The organism is Geodermatophilus sp. SYSU D00710, assembly GCF_054050195.1.
The window spans coordinates 1-16343 of sequence record NZ_JBJGYX010000013.1 but is presented as its reverse complement, the minus strand read 5'-3'; the positions used below and the strand labels follow the sequence as shown (position 1 = coordinate 16343).

Below are 16343 nucleotides of genomic sequence, written 5' to 3'. Positions count from 1 at the left end.
CGGCACGTCCGGGGCGCCGAGCCGTCGAGATCGCGCGAACTCGACGAGGGTCAGCCGTCCTGCGTGACGAAGTCGATGAGCTCCTCGACGCGGCCGATGAGGGCGGGCTCGAGGTCGGTCCACGTGCGCACGCGGGCGAGGATCCGCTGCGCCCAGACGTAGCCGGTGTCGTCCTCCCAGCCGAGCCGGCGGCAGACGCCGGTCTTCCAGTCCTCGCCCCTGGGCACCTCCGGCCAGGCGCGGATGCCGACCACCTGCGGCTTGACCGCCTGCCAGATGTCGATGAACGGGTGGCCGACGACGAGCGCGTGCTGCCCGGTGACCTGCTCGGCGATCCGCGACTCCTTCGACCCGCGCACCAGGTGGTCGACCAGCACGCCGAGCCGCCGGCCCGGCGCCGGGCGGAACTCGCGGACGATCCCGGGCAGGTCGTCGACGCCGTGCAGCGGTTCCACGACGACGCCCTCGATGCGCAGGTCGTGGCCCCAGACCCTCTCGACCAGCTCGGCGTCGTGCTTGCCCTCGACGTAGATGCGCCCCTCGCGGGCCACCCGGGCGCGGGCGCCGGCAACGTAGGTCGATCCCGAGGCGCTGCGGCTCGGTGCCACCGGCCCCTTCGGCGTCGGGCGGACGAGCACGACCGGCCGGCCGTCGACCCAGAATCCCGGCCCGAGGGGGTAGGCGCGCACCTTGCCGAACCGGTCCTCGAGGTGGACGACGTCCTTCTCGCAGCGGACCACCGCGCCGACGAAGCCGGAGCTGGGGTCCTCGACGACGAGGTCGCGTTCGGCGGCCACCTGGGGCGGCGGCTTCTTCACCGTGCGCGGGTGGACCAGGTCGTCGTAGGGGGAGCGGGGCGGCACCTCCCCAGGAGAGCCGATGACCCCGCGCGGCACGCGGCGACGCGCCGGGGCGGGCGGCACCGGAGTGGTGCGCGACACGCCCGGGCGACACGCCGGTGACGATCCGTGGACGTCCCTCGCCGCGGGACTAGAGGGGCGGCGGCCGTCCGGTACGCCTCGTTCCCGCCGTCTGACCTGGGCGGATGCGCTGCGGTGAGCCGACCGCGCGGCACGTCCGGGACGGCGCCCGGCCCGCCCGCCGCGACGGAGATCGCATCGGGTCGTTTCGGCCGGACGAGCCCGGTCACCCATCCAGGGACCGGAACACCTGAGCTCAGATGGGAGCGAGAGACGACGATGATCGGTACCGACACCATCAGCCGTGTGATCGGACAGGACGTCTACGACGACTCGGGCGACAAGATCGGCTCGGTGTCCGAGGTCTACCTCGACGACGAGACCGGTCAGCCGGAGTGGGCCACGGTGCGCACCGGCCTGTTCGGGACCAAGGAGTCCTTCATCCCGCTGCGGGACGCCGACCTGGCCGGCGACGGCCTGCGCGTCCGGGTGAGCAAGGCCAAGGTCAAGGACGCGCCCCGCATCGACACCGACGGCCACCTGTCCCCGCAGGAGGAGCAGGAGCTGTACCGGTACTACGGCCTGGGCCTCGGCTCCGGGACGCAGACCACCCAGACCACGCAGACCGCGGGCACTGTCACCGACACCGGGACGGCGGGCACCTACAGCGCCGACCAGACCCGCACCCAGCAGGACCTGACCACCGGCGGCGCCGGCATGGGCACGACCGCGGGCACGGGCACCACCGGCCGCGCCGACCGTGACGGCGACGGCGTCTACGACGACGTCCAGGGCCGCACCGTGGGCCACGACACCTCCGGCCCGACCACCGACGACGCGATGACCCGCTCCGAGGAGCACCTCAACGTGGGCACCCAGCGGGTCGAGGCCGGCCGGGCGCGGCTGCGCAAGTACGTGGTCACCGAGAACGTGTCCCAGACCGTGCCGGTCTCCCACGAGGAGGTCCGGGTCGAGCGCGAGCCCATCACCGACGCCAACTACGGCAAGGCGATGGACGGGCCGGCCATCTCCGAGGAGGAGCACGAGGTCGTCCTGCACGCCGAGCAGCCCGTGGTGTCCAAGGAGGCCACCCCGGTCGAGCGGGTGCGCCTGGACACCCAGACGGTGACCGAGCAGCAGCAGGTCACCGAGCAGGTGCGCAAGGAGGAGGTCGAGGTCGACGGCGGCACGACCGGCGTGGCCGGCACCGGCACCACCGGGCGGGACGAGCGCGGGTTCGTGCAGAAGGCCAAGGACGCCCTCGACCGCGACAACGACGGCAAGATCGGCCGCTGACCACGGCCTCGTAGCACCACGGCCCGGGACCAACCGGGCGCACCAGACGGCGGTGGCCGGCCGGAGACCTCGACTCCCGGCCGGCCACCGTGGTGCGTGCCGGCCGGGCACCCGGACGGGCGGACCGGCCCGCCTGCGCAGGTGGGATGCTCGGCGGCGTGACCGACACCACGGCCGCGGCGCCGGCGACCCCTCCCGGGACCGGCGGGCTCCCGGCCGGCCCCGACGAGCTCGCCGCCGCCCTGCAGGCGACCGGGTACCTGCCCGACGAGGGGCTGGCCACCGCCGCCTACCTGGCGCTGGTCATGCGCCGCCCGCTCTTCCTCGAGGGCGAGGCCGGCGTCGGCAAGACCGCGCTCGCCCGGGCGCTGGCCGACGTCACCGGCCGCCCCCTCTACCGGCTGCAGTGCTACGAGGGCCTGGAGGCCAGCCAGGCGCTCTACGACTGGGACTTCGGCCGCCAGCTGCTGCACCTGCGGGCCGCCGAGGCCGCGCACGCCACCGCGGACACCGAGACGCTCGAGGCCTCCCTCTACGACCGCCGCTTCCTGCTCGCCCGGCCGCTGCTGCAGGCCCTCGAGGACTCCCCGAGCGTGCTGCTCGTCGACGAGGTCGACCGGGCCGACGACGAGTTCGAGGCCTTCCTGCTCGAGGTGCTGTCCGACTTCACGATCTCCATCCCCGAGCTCGGCACCGTGCACGCCGAGGTCCCGCCACTGGTGGTGCTGACCTCCAACCGCACCCGCGAGGTGCACGACGCGCTCAAGCGGCGCTGCCTCTACCACTGGCTGCAGCACCCCGACTTCGACCGCGAGGTCGCCATCCTGCGCACCCGGCTGCCCGAGGTCACCGAGCGGCTGGCCCGCGAGGTGGCCCGCGCGACGGCGACACTGCGCACCCTGGACCTGCTCAAGCCGCCGGGCGTGGCCGAGGCGATGGACTGGGCCAGCGCGCTGCACGCCCTCGGCGCGCGCGACCTCGACCCCGACCTCGCCGCGCGCACGCTCGGCGCGGTGCTGAAGTACCGCGAGGACACCGACCGGGTGCACGCGCTGGCGCGGGGAGCGCTGTTCGGTGGCGCCTGAGCCGGGCATGGGAAGCGATCCGCACGGCTCCCGGGCCGGATACGTGGGGATGGCTTCCCATGCCTCGGCGCCGCGGGACGTCGTCGGCGTCGTGCTGGGGTTCGCCCGCACGCTGCGGGTGGCCGGGGTGACCGCCTCCCCCGACCGGGTCGAGGCGATGCTCTCGGCCGTGGCGGCGCTCGACGTCCTCGACGCCACCGCCGTCTACTGGGCCGGCCGGCTGACGCTGTGCGCCGGCCCCGACGACCTCGACCGCTACGACGCCGCGTTCGCCGCGTACTTCGGCGGCGAGGCACCCCGCCGGTCGACGTCGGTGGCGCGCACCCCGCCCGCGCTGAGCGCCACCGCGCCGCTGGAGCAGGGCAGCGGGAGCGGCGAGGAGGGGGAGGACCCCGCCGACCTCGCCGTCGCCGCGTCCGGGGACGAGGTGCTGCGCCACCGCGACGTCGCCGATCTGACCCCGGCCGAGCGCGAGCACCTGCGGCGGCTGTTCGCCCTGGTGCGCCCGGCCACGCCGATGCGCCCGGCCCGCCGGCGCCGGCCGGCCCCGCACGGGTCGGTGCACCCGGCGCGCACGGTCCGCCGGGCGCTGCGCGACGGCGGCGAGGTGACCCGGCTGCTGCGCCGGCGGGCCCGGCCCCGGCCGCGGCGGGTGGTGCTGCTGGTCGACGTGTCGGGGTCGATGAGCCCCTACGCCGACGCCCTGCTGCGCTTCGCGCACGCCGCGGTGCGCTCCCGGCCGGCGTCGACCGAGGTGTTCACCATCGGCACCCGGCTGACCCGGGTCACCCGGGAGATGCGGCTGCGCGACCCCGACCGGGCCCTGGCCGCCAGCGGGGACGCCATCCCCGACTGGTCGGGCGGCACGCGGCTCGGGGAGGTGCTCAAGGCCTTCCTCGACCGGTGGGGCCAGCGGGGGACCGCGCGCGGTGCCGTCGTCGTCGTGTGCAGCGACGGCTGGGAGCGGGGCAGTCCCGACCTGCTCCGCGAGCAGATGGCGCGGCTGCGCCGGCTCGCGCACGCCGTCGTGTGGGTCAACCCGCACAAGGGGCGCAGCGGCTATGAACCGCTCACCGGCGGGATGCAGGCGGCGCTGCCGTCCGTTGACGCGTTCGTCTCCGGGCACAGCCTGGCGGCGTTCGAGGAACTGTCGGGAGTGATCTCACGTGCGTGATGTCCTTGATGACCTGGTCGGCTGGTGGCAGGCCGGGGAGACGGTCGGCATGGGGACGGTGGTCGCCACCTGGCGCTCCGCGCCGCGGCCCGCCGGTGCCTCGATGCTGGTCGGCCCCGACGGCACGGCGGTCGGCAGCGTGTCCGGCGGCTGCGTCGAGGGCGCGGTCTACGAGGAGGCCAAGGACGTCGTCGAGACCGGCGTGCCCACCCTCGAGCGCTACGGCGTCAGCGACGACGACGCCTTCGCCGTCGGCCTGACCTGCGGCGGGATCCTCGACGTCTTCGTCGAGCCGGTCTCGCGCGAGTCCTTCCCCGAGCTGGGCGAGATCGCCGAGTCGGTGGGCCGGCACGAGCCGGTCGCCGTCGTCACCGTCGTCCGCGGTCCCGAGGACCGGATCGGCCGGCGGCTGGTGCTCTGGCCCGACCGCACCTCCGGCAGCCTGGGCCTGCAGCGCCTCGACGACGCCGTCGCCGACGACGCCCGCGGCATGCTCGCCGCCGGCCGCACCGGCACGCTGACCTACGGCCACGACGGCGAGCGGCGCGGCGACGAGCTGACGCTGTTCGTGTCCTCGTTCGCACCGCCCGCGCGGATGGTCGTCTTCGGCGCCATCGACTTCGCCGCCGCCGTCGCGCGGGTGGGCGCGTTCCTCGGCTACCGGGTCACCGTGTGTGACGCCCGTCCGGTGTTCACCACCGCACGCCGCTTCCCCGACGCGCACGAGGTCGTCGTCGAGTGGCCGCACCGCTACCTGCAGGCCGAGGTCGACGCCGGGCGGATCGACGAGCGCACCGTGTTGTGCGTGCTCACCCACGACCCGAAGTTCGACGTGCCGCTGCTGGAGGTGGCCCTGCGCCTGCCGGTGGCCTACGTCGGGGCCATGGGGTCGCGGCGCACCCACGACGAGCGGCTGGCACGGCTGCGCGAGGCAGGCCTGACCGACGGCGAGCTGGCCGGGCTGTCCTCGCCGATCGGGCTGGACCTCGGCGCCCGCACGCCCGAGGAGACCGCGGTGTCGATCGCCGCGGAGATCATCGCCGGGCGCTGGGGCGGCACGGGCGAGCGGCTGACCGGCATCGAGGGCCCGATCCACCGCACCGCCGACCGATGAGCAGCCTTCATCGCGACAATGGCACCCCGTACCGGTACCACGTCGAGGTCGTGGGGTTGCTCGTCTCGCCGGTGCACCGCTACGACGGGCGGCCCGCCGGGGTGGTCCCGCCCCAGGACGGCGACCGGGTGACGCGCGTCGAGGTCCGCGCCGGGCACGGGATCGTCGGCGACCGCTACGCCGGCCGGCCCGCGCACCGCGACGCCTCGGTCACCGTGCTGGCCGCGGAGTCGGTGGAGGCGCTGGCCGAGGAGCTGGGCGCCGGCCCGCTGGACCCCCTGCTGGCCCGCCGCAACGTCGTCCTGCGCGGGGCCGAGGTGGAGGCGCTGCGCGGCGAGGTGTTCTCCCTCGACTGCGGGGAGGGCGTGGTCGTGCTGCGCGGCGGGCGGCCGGCCAACCCCTGCGCCTGGCTGGACACCGTGCTGGCGCCGGGCGCGCACCGCGGCATGCGTGGCCGCGGCGGGGTCCGTTGCGCGCCGCTGACCGACGGCGTGCTGCGGCTCGGGGCCGCCGTGCTCGCCGGCGCCGTGCCGCTCGACGCCGCCCGGGCGGGACTGCCCCGCCGGGTGCTCCCCCGCCCGCGACCCGCCTGACCCGGCTCCCCCCGTCCGGGGGTGCCCGGCGTCCTCCCGCGCCCGGACGATGACCCCGCCGAGGACGTGCCGTCGAGCCGCGGCGGCCGAGGACGGGAGGGTCGATGAGGACCAGGGCAGCCGTACTGCGCGACGTCGGGAAGCCGTTCGAGATCACCGAGCTCGAGCTCGACGAACCCCGGGCGGGGGAGGTGCTGATCCGCTGGTCGGCCGCGGGGCTGTGCCACTCCGACGAGCACCTGCGGCACGGCGACATCGTGCCCCGCTTCCCGGTGGTCGCCGGCCACGAGGGCGCGGGGGTCATCGAGCAGGTCGGCCCGGGCGTCACCCGGCTGCAGCCGGGCGACCACGTGATCTGCTCGTTCCTGCCGGTCTGCGGGCACTGCCGCTGGTGCTCGACCGGCAAGTCGAACATCTGCGACATGGGCGCGGCCATCCTCGACGGCCACATGGCCGACGGCACCTACCGCTTCCACGACGAGGACGGCAACGACTACGGCGGCATGTGCATGCTCGGCACCTTCTCCGAGCGCTCCGTCATCAGCGAGAACTCCGCGGTGAAGGTCGACCCCGACCTGCCGCTGGACAAGGTCGTGCTCATCGGCTGCGGCGTCCCCACCGGCTGGGGGTCGGCGGTGCACGCTGCGGCCACCGAGCCCGGCGACACGATCGTCATCTACGGCATCGGCGGGATCGGCATCAACAGCGTGCAGGGCGCGGCGCTGGCCGGCGCGCGCAACGTCATCGCCGTCGACCCGCTGCCCAACAAGCGCGAGGCGGCCGAGCAGCTCGGCGCCACGCACAGCTGCGAGACCGCCGAGGAGGCCCAGGCGCTGGCCCAGCAGCTCACCCACGGCGTCGGTGCGGACAAGGCGATCATCACCGTCGGCGTCGTCGACAAGGAGGTCGTCAGCAGCGCCGTGGACGTCATCCGCAAGGGCGGCACCGTCGTCATCACCGGCCTGGCCGACCCGACCAAGCCCAACATCGAGCTCAACAGCTCGATGCTCACCCTGTTCGAGAAGACCGTGAAGGGCTCGCTGTTCGGCTCGGGCGACCCGTTCCACGACATCCCGAAGATGGTGGAGCTCTACCAGGCCGGTGACCTCAAGCTCGACGAGATCATCACCCAGACCTACACGCTCGACCAGGTCAACCAGGGCTACGAGGACCTGGTCAACGGGAAGAACATCCGCGGCGTGATCGTCTACGACACCCCGCCGCTGGAGGGTGCCCAGGCCTGAGCGGTCCCCCGACGAGGTCTGCACACTGGTCCGCGCGGCCGGTGGGCAGACCTCGTCGGCCGTCCTGAGTCCTCCGAGGGGAGTCGCGTGGCCGCCACCGCCCCGCACCCGGTCATCGGGCTGCGCCGCGAGCGCGAGGTGCTCACCGTCGCGCTGCGCACCAACCGGCACGTCGTCCTGGAGGGGCCGCCGGGGACGGGCAAGTCCACGCTGCTGCGCTCGATCGCCGCCGACGTCGGCCAGGAGGTCGTCTTCGTCGAGGGCAACGCCGAGCTGACGCCGGCCCGGCTCATCGGCCAGTACGACCCCGCCGCCGTCCTCGCCGACGGCTACGTGCCGAGCAGCTTCACCGACGGGCCGCTGCTGACGGCGATGCGCGGGCACGGGCTGCTCTACCTCGAGGAGCTCAACCGGATCCCCGAGGAGACGCTCAACGTCCTCATCACGGTGCTCACCGAGGGCGAGATCACCGTGCCGCGGCTCGGCCACGTCAAAGCGGCCGCCGGCTTCCGGCTCATCGCCGCGATGAACCCCTTCGACGCCATCGGCACCGCGCGGGTCGGGCAGGCGATCGCCGACCGCATGTGCCGGGTCGTCCTCGGCTACCAGGACGCCGCCGCCGAGCGCGCCATCGTCGCCGCCGTGACCGGGGCCCCGCCGGCGCTCATCGGCCTCGCCGTCCGGCTGGTGCGGGCTTCCCGGGAGCACCGCGACGTCCGGATGGGCTCGTCGGTGCGCGGTGCCACCGACCTGGTGCTGCTGCTCGGCGGCCTCCTCGACGTGCGCGGCCAGTCGGGGCTGGGCGCCGAGGGCGCCCGCGAGACCGCCCGCGACGCCGCCTACGCGGCGCTGTCGGGCCGGATCCGCATCGCCGACGGCGTCGAGCGCACGGCCGAGGCGGTCATCGACGAGATCCTCGACGACGTCTGGCCCCCCGACGGGTCACCGCCGCCGGAGGACGAGGCCGCCGATCCTTGAAGGCCCCCGGACCAGGGCGGGGGTGAGGGCGCGCCGGAGTCCCCGGCGGGCGCCGACTCCGCGTCGTCGCTGCGCCGCGACCGGCGCTCGGGCACCACCCGCCGGCAGACCAGCCGGCGGGAGATGGCGGCGCGGCACGAGGCCTTCGAGGAGGTCAGCCCGGAGGTCGGCGCGCTCGACGAGGAGGCCTTCGCCACGCTGATGGCCGAGGACGCCGACGCCGCGGCCGCGCTGCTCACCGACCTCGCCGCCGCCACCGACCGCGACCTGCGCTCGGCGGCCCAGCGGCTGGCCGCGCGGGTGTTCGTGCAGGTCGGCCGGGTGGGCCGCACGCGGACCCGCGGCACGCGGCGGCTGGTGCCCGACCGGCGCGGCGACGGGGACCTGGACCTCGACCGCACCCTCGACCGCTGGGACGTCGGGACGCCGCTGGCCACGGGCGACCTGGTCACCCGCACGTGGGCCGGGCACCGGCGGGTCGTGTGCCTCGCCGTCGACACCTCCGGGTCGATGACCGGCCTGGGCGTGGCGATCGCCGCGGTGGCGGCGGCCGGCGTCGTCCTCACCGGGGACGAGAAGCTGCGGACGGGCCTGATCACCTTCGGCCGCGAGGTCGACGTCGTGCAGCGTCCGGGGCAGCGGCGCGCCGCCGAGGACGTCGTCACCCACCTGATCGGCCTGCGCGGGCACGGGATGACCGACCTCGCCGCCGCGCTGCGGGCCGCCCGGCTGCAGCTGGCCGCGGAGGTCGCCGACGAGCGCGCGGTCGTGCTGCTGTCGGACTGCCTGCACACCACCGGGGACCCGCCGGAGAGCGCCCTGACCGGGATCGACCGGCTCGACGTGCTGTGCCCGCTGCCCACCCCGGAGGCCGAGGCGGCCGCGCGGGCGCTGGCCGGGCGCGGCGGGGGCACCGCGCAGATGGTGCGCACCGTGCGCGACCTGGGGCCGGCGCTCACCCGCCTGCTGGGGTGAGGGGGCGGCTGCGCGGTGTTGACCATCGGATGCGCGCACGTCCTCGCGGCGTGTCGTCCCGTGTCGCGTGCACACGTCCGATGATCAACCGGCAGTGACCCGCTACGGCAGCAGGCCCAGCCTCCGCGCCCGGACGACGGCCTCGAGGCGCGTGTGCGCGTCGAGCTTGGTCATCGCCGAGCCGAGGTAGCTCTTCACCGTCTCCGGGCGCAGCGACAGGCGGGTGGCCGTCTCCCGGTTGCTGCACCCCAGCGCCACCTGCGTGAGGACGTCGACCTCGCGCGCCGACAGGTGCACCGGCGCCGGCGCGGCGTCGGGGGCCGCGCCCAGCGCCGCGAGCCGGGTGCACGCGTCGAGCAGCCGCTCCCGCAGCGCGGCGTCGCCGGTGGCCTGCGCGGCCAGCCGCAGGTCGGCGTGCACCGCGCGCACCTCCTCCCAGCGGGCCGGGTCCTCGGCCGGTGCGGGCCCGGCCGCGGCGGTGGCCATCAGCGCCAGCCGGCGGTCCACCTCGTCGCGGACGGCGAGCTCGGCGCCCATGCGGGCGGCGGCGCGGGCCAGCGCGTCGCGCACCCGGTCGCCGATCGACCCGCCCTCCCGGCTGGCCGCGTACAGCACCGCCCGCGCCCGCCCGCCGACGAGCACCGGGACGGCGGCGACCGTGCGCAGCCCCTCGGCGAGCACCGGGCCGTCGTACTCGTGGGTGATGTCCAGCGCCCGCTCGTAGTCCTCCACGCCCGCCGGCCGGCCCTCGCTGAGCACCCGCCCGCCCAGCCCGGCGCCGGTGCGGATCTCCAGTCCCCGCAGGTGGCGGGTGCGCGTCCCGACCAGCTCGTCGATGCGGGCGGTCGGGCCCTGCACCGGCCCGGCGGCGAAGACCACGCTCATCCCCGACCGGGCATGCACCTCGCGGACGGCGGCGCGCAGCGCGTCGCGGTCGTCGGGACGCGCCGCCGCGGGAAGGGACACCCAGGACCTCCTCACCGGCACCGACGGTCGTGACCCAGGTCACGCTAGCGCAGGTCGGCGGGCCGCCCGGCGAGAACGGGGGTGGTGGCCTCGCGGGCACCCGGCCGACCATCCCCGGGCAGACGACCGCACGAGCGAGGAGTGCACCCCATGCCCGGCACCGCCACCAGCGCCTACCGCGAGGCCCGCGACCAGCTGCTCGCGCTGCGCACCGACCCCGTCGCGGCGGCCGACCGGTTCCGCTGGCCACGGATCGAGGGCCCGTTCAACTGGGCGGTGGACTGGTTCGACGAGATCGCCCGCGGGGTCGACCGGCCCGGCCTGCGCATCACCGGCGAGGACGGCGCCACGGCGAGCTGGTCGTTCGCCGAGCTGGCCCGCCGCTCCGACCAGGTGGCCGGCTGGCTGCGCGAGCGTGGCGTCGGGCGCGGCGACCGCGTCGTCCTCATGCTCGGCAACCAGGTCGAGCTGTGGGAGTCGATGCTCGCCGTCATGAAGCTCGGCGCGGTGATCATGCCGACCACCACCGCGCTCGGCCCGGGCGACCTCGCCGACCGGATCGGCCGCGGCGGCGCGCGGCACGTCGTCGTCAACGCCGCCGACGCCGCCAAGTTCGACGGCGTCCCCGGTGACTACGGCCGGATCGCCGTGGGGGAGGCGCCGGCCGGCTGGGCGCCCTACGCCGACGCCGCCGGCGCCCCGGACCAGCCACCGGGCCACCCCGGCACCGAGCCCGGCGACCCGCTGCTCCTGTACTTCACCAGCGGCACCACGAGCCGGCCCAAGCTGGTCGAGCACACGCAGGTCAGCTACCCGGTCGGCCACCTGTCGACGATGTACTGGCTGGGCCTGCAGCCCGGCGACGTGCACCTGAACATCAGCTCGCCGGGCTGGGCCAAGCACGCCTGGAGCTGCTTCTTCGCCCCGTGGGCCGCCGAGGCCACCGTCGACCTGTTCGACTACCGCCGCTTCGACGCCGGCGCCATGCTCGGGCACGTCCGCGGCGCCGGCGTCACCACGTTCTGCGCCCCGCCGACGGTGTGGCGGATGCTCATCCAGGCCGACCTGTCCGGCGGCCCGGGCGAGCTGCGCGAGGTGGTCGCCGCCGGGGAGCCGCTCAACCCGGAGGTCATCGAGCAGGTCCGCCGGCACTGGGGGCTGACGCTGCGGGACGGCTACGGGCAGACCGAGACGACGGCGTCGGTGGGCAACAGCCCGGGCGCGGAGGTACGGCCCGGCTCGATGGGACGCCCGCTGCCCGGCGTCCCCGTGGTGCTGGTCGACCCGCTCACCGGGAAGCCCGCCGACGACGGCGAGATCTGCCTGGACCTCTCGCAGCGGCCGGTCGGGCTCATGACCGGCTACCTGGGCGACCCCGAGCGGGCGGCCGAGGCCATGGCCGGCGGGTACTACCACACCGGGGACGTCGCGACCCGGGACGCCGACGGCTACATCACCTACGTCGGGCGCACCGACGACGTCTTCAAGGCCAGCGACTACAAGATCAGCCCGTTCGAGCTGGAGAGCGTGCTCATCGAGCACCCGGCGGTGGTGGAGGCCGCCGTCGTGCCGGTGCCCGACCCGGTGCGGGCCGCGGTCCCGAAGGCCTACGTCACCCTGGCCCCGGGGTGGGAGCCCGGCCCGGAGACGGCGCTGGCGGTGCTGCGCCACGCGCGCGAGCGGCTGGCGCCCTACCTGCGGGTGCGCCGGGTGGAGTTCGCCGAGCTGCCCAAGACCATCTCGGGCAAGATCCGCCGGGTCGAGCTGCGGCACCGCGAGGAGGCGGCCGCGCCGGCCGGCACCGGAACCGACTGGGCCGACACGGACTTCCCCGAGCTGCGCGGCTGAGCCGAGAGCCCCGTACCCGCCGGCGGCGCCGGCGGGTACGGGGACGGTGTCAGCGGTCGGCGTCGGTGTAGACGACCACCCCGCGGATGTTCTTGCCGTCGCGCATGTCCTGGTAGCCCTGGTTGACGTCCTCGAGGGAGTACTGCGTGGTGGCCAGCTCGTCGAGCTTGAGCTGGCCCTCCTGGTAGAGCGAGAGCAGCTCGGGGATCGCCGCGCGCGGGGCCAGCCCGCCGAAGATGGCGCCCTGCAAGTCCTTCTGCAGCAGGGTCAGCTCGAACAGCGAGAGCGTCACGTCGGTGTTGGCGTAGTTGCCCATGCCGGTCACGACGGCGCGCCCGCCCTTGCCGGTGAGGCTGAGCGCGGTCTGGATGTCCTCGCCCTGGATGTCGCCGACGGTGATGATCGTCTTGTCGGCCATCCGGCCCCAGGTCAGCTCGTTGACCTTCTCGGTGGCCTCCTCGGCCGACTCGAAGACGTGCGTGGCGCCGAGGTCCATCGCCCACTCGCGCTTGCGGGCCACCGGCTCGATGACCATGACCCGCTTGGCGCCGGCCGCCGCGGCGCCCTGGACGGCGTTCATGCCGACCCCGCCGGCGCCCATGACGACGACGTTCTCGCCCGGCCGGACGTCGGCGACCTTGGTGGCCGAGCCCCAGCCGGTGGTGACCCCGCAGCCGACCAGCGCGGCGACCTCGAGCGGGATGTCCGGCTCGATCTTCACCACCGAGGCCTGGTGGACGGTGATGTAGGGCGAGAACGTGCCGAGCAGGCACATCGGGATGACGTCCTTGCCGCGGGCCTGGACCCGGTAGGAGCCGTCGGAGATCGACGTGCCGGCCAGCAGGTTCGCGCCCAGGTCGCAGAGGTTCTGCATCCCCTTGGAACACGGCGGGCACTGCCCGCAGGCGGGGATGAAGGCGGTGACGACGTGGTCGCCCTCCTGCAGCCCGGTGACGCCGGGGCCGACCTTGGTGACGACGCCGGCGCCCTCGTGCCCGCCGATGACCGGGTAGAACGCCACGGGCGTGCCGCCGGTGACCAGGTGCTCGTCGCTGTGGCACAGCCCCGAGGCGGCCAGCTGGACCTGGACCTCACCCGCCTTCGGGTCGCCGAGCTCGATCTCCTCGACCGACCACTCCTCGCCCACGCCCCACAGGATCGCGCCCTTGGTCTTCACCCGGTGTCCCTCTCGTCCGTGCCCGGTCACCGCCCGTCGCCGTCGACGGGCCGCCGGGACTACTGTGCGCCGGGCCACAGACTCCGTGTGACACCGGGTGCCGTCAAGCCGGGCGGCCGGTCCGGTTCCGCGTCCGCGGCAGGGTCAGCGGCCGGGGTCGACCGTCACCGAGGTGAACGGCATGTGGGGCTCCACGACCGGGAAGACGACGAACAGCAGCAGCGCGCAGACGGCGAGCGCGAGCAGCAGCGACAGCGCCGAGCGGCTCGCCGTCCCCCCGGGCAGGTGGCGCCAGATCCAGCGGTACACGGGCCCTCTCAGTCCTCGGTCAGGGCCGGCGGCCCGTCGGGTGCGTCGGCCCGGGGGACGCCGGGTCCGTCGAGGACGGCGTGCACGACCAGGCGCTGCTGGGCGGAGTAGCGCGGGTGGCAGGTGGTGAGCGTCAGGTAGGCGCCGGTGGGCGCGGCGTCGGCCGGGCCGCCGGGGGTCGGCGCGATGACCTCCACCTGCGCCGGCGGAACGACCTGCTGACCGGGGATGCCGCTGGGGTCGGCGAAGTCGCCGGTGGCCTCGTCGCCGAGCACGCGGTAGGTGAACCAGCCGTCGGCCACCTCGACCACGATCGGGTCGCCGGGGCGCAGCGCGTCGAGCTCGAGGAACGGCGAGCCGCGGCCCACCCGGTGACCGGCGATGGACACGTTGCCCTGCTGGCCGGGCATCGCCGTGCCGACGTAGTGCCCCGGTCCCTGGGACAGCTGGTCCTCGGTGGTGCCCTCGAGCACCACCCGCGACCAGTCCTCGCCCAGCCGCGGCACGTGCAGCACCGCGAAGGGCTCGCCCACCCCGGGATCGGTGGGGGAGGTCGGGACACCGACCACGGGGGCGTCGGAGCCCCACCCGGTGCGCAGCTCGTCGGCGAGGCGGTCCTGCTCGCGGGCGGCGAACAGGTCGGTGACCCACAGCTCGTAGACGACGAACAGCAGCAGCACGACGCCGGTGGTGACCAGCGTCTGGCCGAGGCCGCCGGCGAGGGTGCGCCAGTGGTCACGCCGCGGACGGCCGTACCGGCGCCACTCGGTGGGCGGCGGTGCGGTCGCGGAGGGTGAGGCCATGGCGACTCCACGATGCCAGCCGGAGGTGCACGTCCGGGTCCGGCAGAGTGGGCGGCGTGTCGCAGCAGCCGGTGGTCGTCGTCGGCGCCGGTCCCGTGGGTGCCACCGCCGCACTCCTGCTCGCCGCGCGCGGGCTGCCGGTCCTGCTGCTCGACCGGCAGCCGCGGCCGCCGGGGGTCCCGCGGGCGGTGCACCTCGACGACGAGGCGCTGCGCGCCCTCGCCGACGCCGGCGTCGCCGGGGACTTCCTCGCGGTCAGCCGGCCGCTGGCGGGGCTGCGGCTGGTCGACGCCGGCCACCGGGTGCTGGCCGAGTTCGGCCGGGTGCCCGGGACGGGCCGGCACGGCTGGCCGCAGGCGTCGATGTTCCACCAGCCCGACCTCGAGGCCGTGCTGCGCACCGCCGTCGCCCGTGCCCCGGGGATCACGCTGCGGGCACCGGCCGAGGTGGTGGGGCTGACCGAGCGGGCGGACCGGTCCGTCACGGTGGCGACGGTCGACCGGCGCACCGGCGAGCGGGCCGACGTGCCCGCCGCGGCGGTGCTCGGCTGCGACGGCGCGAACAGCACCGTGCGGCGACTGGTCGGCGGCCGGATGCGCGACCTCGGCCGGCCCGACCGCTGGCTGGTGGTCGACCTGCGCACGCCGTCGCCGCTGCCGGTGTGGCCGGGCGTGCACCAGGTGTGCGACCCCGCCCGCGCCGCGACGTTCATGCCGGTCACCGGCGACCGCTACCGCTTCGAGACCCGGCTGCTGCCCGGCGAGACCCCGGCGGACCTCGCCGGCGCGCTGCCCCGGCTGCTCGCGCCCTTCGGTGCCGCGGACGCCGAGGTGGTGCGCGCCGCGGACTACGTCTACCGGGCGCAGGTCGCCGACCGGTGGCGCAAGGGGCGGGTGGTGCTGGCCGGTGACGCCGCCCACCTGACCCCGCCGTTCGTCGGCCAGGGTCTCGGCCTCGGCCTGCGCGACGTGCACCAGGTCGCCTGGAAGGTGGCCGCGGTGGTGACCGGGGACGCCGGCGAGGACCTGCTCGACACCCACGGCGCCGAGCGCGCGCCGCACGCCCGGGCGCTGGTCCGGCTGGCGGCGCTGCTCGGGCTGCTGATGACCGGTGGGGGAGCGGCGGCGGTCCCGGCCCGCCGGGCGGTGCTGGCCGCCGTCGCCCGGGTGCCGGCGCTGGCCGCCTACGCCGCCGACAGCCGGACGCCGCCGCTGCGCCCCGGGCCGCTGGTCGACCGCCGCGGCCGGGCCGGTCGGCGGCTGGCGGGCTCGCTCGTCCCGCGCGCGCGGGTCCGCGCCGGCGGGCGGGAGTGCCGGCTCGACGACGTCCTCGGCACCGGGACGGCGGTGCTGGCGCTGGCCGACGCCGGCCGGATCACGGTCACCGCGGGCGGGCGGCGCACCGAGGTGGACGACGTCGACGGCGTGCTGACCGCGTGGCTGCAGGCGGGGCGGGCGCGCTTCGCCGTCGTCCGGCCCGACCGGGTCGTGCGCGCCGCGGGATGAGTGCATCCCCGGCGCCACCTGCGGGTACCGGGCGGCCCATGCAGATCGACAAGGCACAGATCCTCCAGCTGCTGCAGTCCCAGGGCGACGACGCCAAGGCGCAGCAGGCCGACCAGGAACTGCCCGGGCAGGTGGACACCGAGCAGCACGCCGGGCTGCTGCAGAACCTCGGGCTCGACCCCATGGACCTCGTCCGGATGCTCGGCGGCGGCGGCCTCGGCGGTCTCGGCGGCGGCGGGGGCGACCAGGGCGGTGGCGGCGGCCTCGGCGGGGCGATCGGCGGCATCCTCGGCCGCTGACCCCACGGGTCCTCGTGCACTTCCGCGGAGATGCACCGTGCACCTCCGCGGAAGTGC

16 protein-coding genes are annotated in these 16343 nt (G+C 75.7%); 11 read left to right on the top strand and 5 right to left on the bottom strand.

The window, feature by feature from the left end:
* Nucleotides 1-50: 50 nt before the first annotated feature.
* On the bottom strand, nucleotides 51-863 hold the full coding sequence (locus ACI78U_RS08265; RefSeq protein WP_456874816.1) for a DUF3097 domain-containing protein: 813 nt from the start codon (nucleotides 861-863) through the stop codon (nucleotides 51-53).
* A gap of 336 nt (nucleotides 864-1199) precedes the next feature.
* Between ACI78U_RS08265 and ACI78U_RS08260 the strand changes: the two genes are divergently transcribed.
* The 8 genes from ACI78U_RS08260 (at nucleotide 1200) to ACI78U_RS08225 (ending at nucleotide 9379) form a co-directional block, all read left to right on the top strand.
* Nucleotides 1200-2216, top strand: coding sequence for a PRC and DUF2382 domain-containing protein (locus ACI78U_RS08260; RefSeq protein ID WP_456874815.1), 1017 nt, complete (start codon nucleotides 1200-1202; stop codon nucleotides 2214-2216).
* A 158-nt stretch (nucleotides 2217-2374) separates the two neighbouring features.
* Nucleotides 2375-3301: an AAA family ATPase gene (locus ACI78U_RS08255; protein ID WP_456874814.1), complete on the top strand. Its 927-nt coding sequence runs from the start codon at nucleotides 2375-2377 to the stop codon at nucleotides 3299-3301.
* Between the two features lie 49 nt (nucleotides 3302-3350).
* Nucleotides 3351-4475 (top strand): vWA domain-containing protein, encoded by a 1125-nt coding sequence (locus ACI78U_RS08250; RefSeq protein ID WP_456874813.1) that lies wholly within the window; start codon nucleotides 3351-3353, stop codon nucleotides 4473-4475.
* Complete coding sequence (locus ACI78U_RS08245; RefSeq protein ID WP_456874812.1) at nucleotides 4468-5589, top strand: XdhC family protein; 1122 nt, start codon at nucleotides 4468-4470, stop codon at nucleotides 5587-5589. Before ACI78U_RS08250 ends, ACI78U_RS08245 begins: the two co-directional genes overlap by 8 nt.
* Nucleotides 5586-6182 (top strand): MOSC domain-containing protein, encoded by a 597-nt coding sequence (locus ACI78U_RS08240; protein WP_456874811.1) that lies wholly within the window; start codon nucleotides 5586-5588, stop codon nucleotides 6180-6182. Before ACI78U_RS08245 ends, ACI78U_RS08240 begins: the two co-directional genes overlap by 4 nt.
* 104 nt (nucleotides 6183-6286) lie before the next feature.
* The gene (locus ACI78U_RS08235; protein ID WP_456874810.1) at nucleotides 6287-7426 is read left to right on the top strand and encodes an NDMA-dependent alcohol dehydrogenase; all 1140 of its coding nucleotides are present in this window, start codon (nucleotides 6287-6289) and stop codon (nucleotides 7424-7426) included.
* A gap of 87 nt (nucleotides 7427-7513) precedes the next feature.
* Nucleotides 7514-8404 (top strand): AAA family ATPase, encoded by an 891-nt coding sequence (locus ACI78U_RS08230; RefSeq protein WP_456874809.1) that lies wholly within the window; start codon nucleotides 7514-7516, stop codon nucleotides 8402-8404.
* Nucleotides 8405-8527: 123 nt separating this feature from the next.
* Nucleotides 8528-9379 (top strand): VWA domain-containing protein, encoded by an 852-nt coding sequence (locus ACI78U_RS08225; protein ID WP_456874808.1) that lies wholly within the window; start codon nucleotides 8528-8530, stop codon nucleotides 9377-9379.
* Nucleotides 9380-9481: 102 nt separating this feature from the next.
* On the opposite strand, the gene ACI78U_RS08220 is transcribed toward ACI78U_RS08225, so the two are convergent.
* On the bottom strand, nucleotides 9482-10345 hold the full coding sequence (locus ACI78U_RS08220) for a LuxR C-terminal-related transcriptional regulator (protein ID WP_456874807.1): 864 nt from the start codon (nucleotides 10343-10345) through the stop codon (nucleotides 9482-9484).
* Nucleotides 10346-10495: 150 nt separating this feature from the next.
* Between ACI78U_RS08220 and ACI78U_RS08215 the strand changes: the two genes are divergently transcribed.
* A complete protein-coding gene (locus ACI78U_RS08215; RefSeq protein ID WP_456874806.1) occupies nucleotides 10496-12193 on the top strand; it encodes an AMP-binding protein in 1698 nt (565 codons plus the stop codon).
* Between the two features lie 49 nt (nucleotides 12194-12242).
* On the opposite strand, the gene ACI78U_RS08210 is transcribed toward ACI78U_RS08215, so the two are convergent.
* The 3 genes from ACI78U_RS08210 to ACI78U_RS08200 form a co-directional block, all read right to left on the bottom strand.
* Nucleotides 12243-13370: an NDMA-dependent alcohol dehydrogenase gene (locus ACI78U_RS08210; RefSeq protein WP_456874805.1), complete on the bottom strand. Its 1128-nt coding sequence runs from the start codon at nucleotides 13368-13370 to the stop codon at nucleotides 12243-12245.
* A 144-nt stretch (nucleotides 13371-13514) separates the two neighbouring features.
* Nucleotides 13515-13679, bottom strand: coding sequence for a hypothetical protein (locus tag ACI78U_RS08205; RefSeq protein ID WP_456874804.1), 165 nt, complete (start codon nucleotides 13677-13679; stop codon nucleotides 13515-13517).
* 8 nt (nucleotides 13680-13687) lie between these two features.
* Nucleotides 13688-14482: a class E sortase gene (locus tag ACI78U_RS08200; protein WP_456874803.1), complete on the bottom strand. Its 795-nt coding sequence runs from the start codon at nucleotides 14480-14482 to the stop codon at nucleotides 13688-13690.
* A 56-nt stretch (nucleotides 14483-14538) separates the two neighbouring features.
* Between ACI78U_RS08200 and ACI78U_RS08195 the strand changes: the two genes are divergently transcribed.
* The gene (locus ACI78U_RS08195; protein WP_456874802.1) at nucleotides 14539-15987 is read left to right on the top strand and encodes a bifunctional 3-(3-hydroxy-phenyl)propionate/3-hydroxycinnamic acid hydroxylase; all 1449 of its coding nucleotides are present in this window, start codon (nucleotides 14539-14541) and stop codon (nucleotides 15985-15987) included.
* A 38-nt stretch (nucleotides 15988-16025) separates the two neighbouring features.
* Nucleotides 16026-16286 (top strand): hypothetical protein, encoded by a 261-nt coding sequence (locus ACI78U_RS08190; RefSeq protein ID WP_456874801.1) that lies wholly within the window; start codon nucleotides 16026-16028, stop codon nucleotides 16284-16286.
* Nucleotides 16287-16343: the final 57 nt, after the last annotated feature.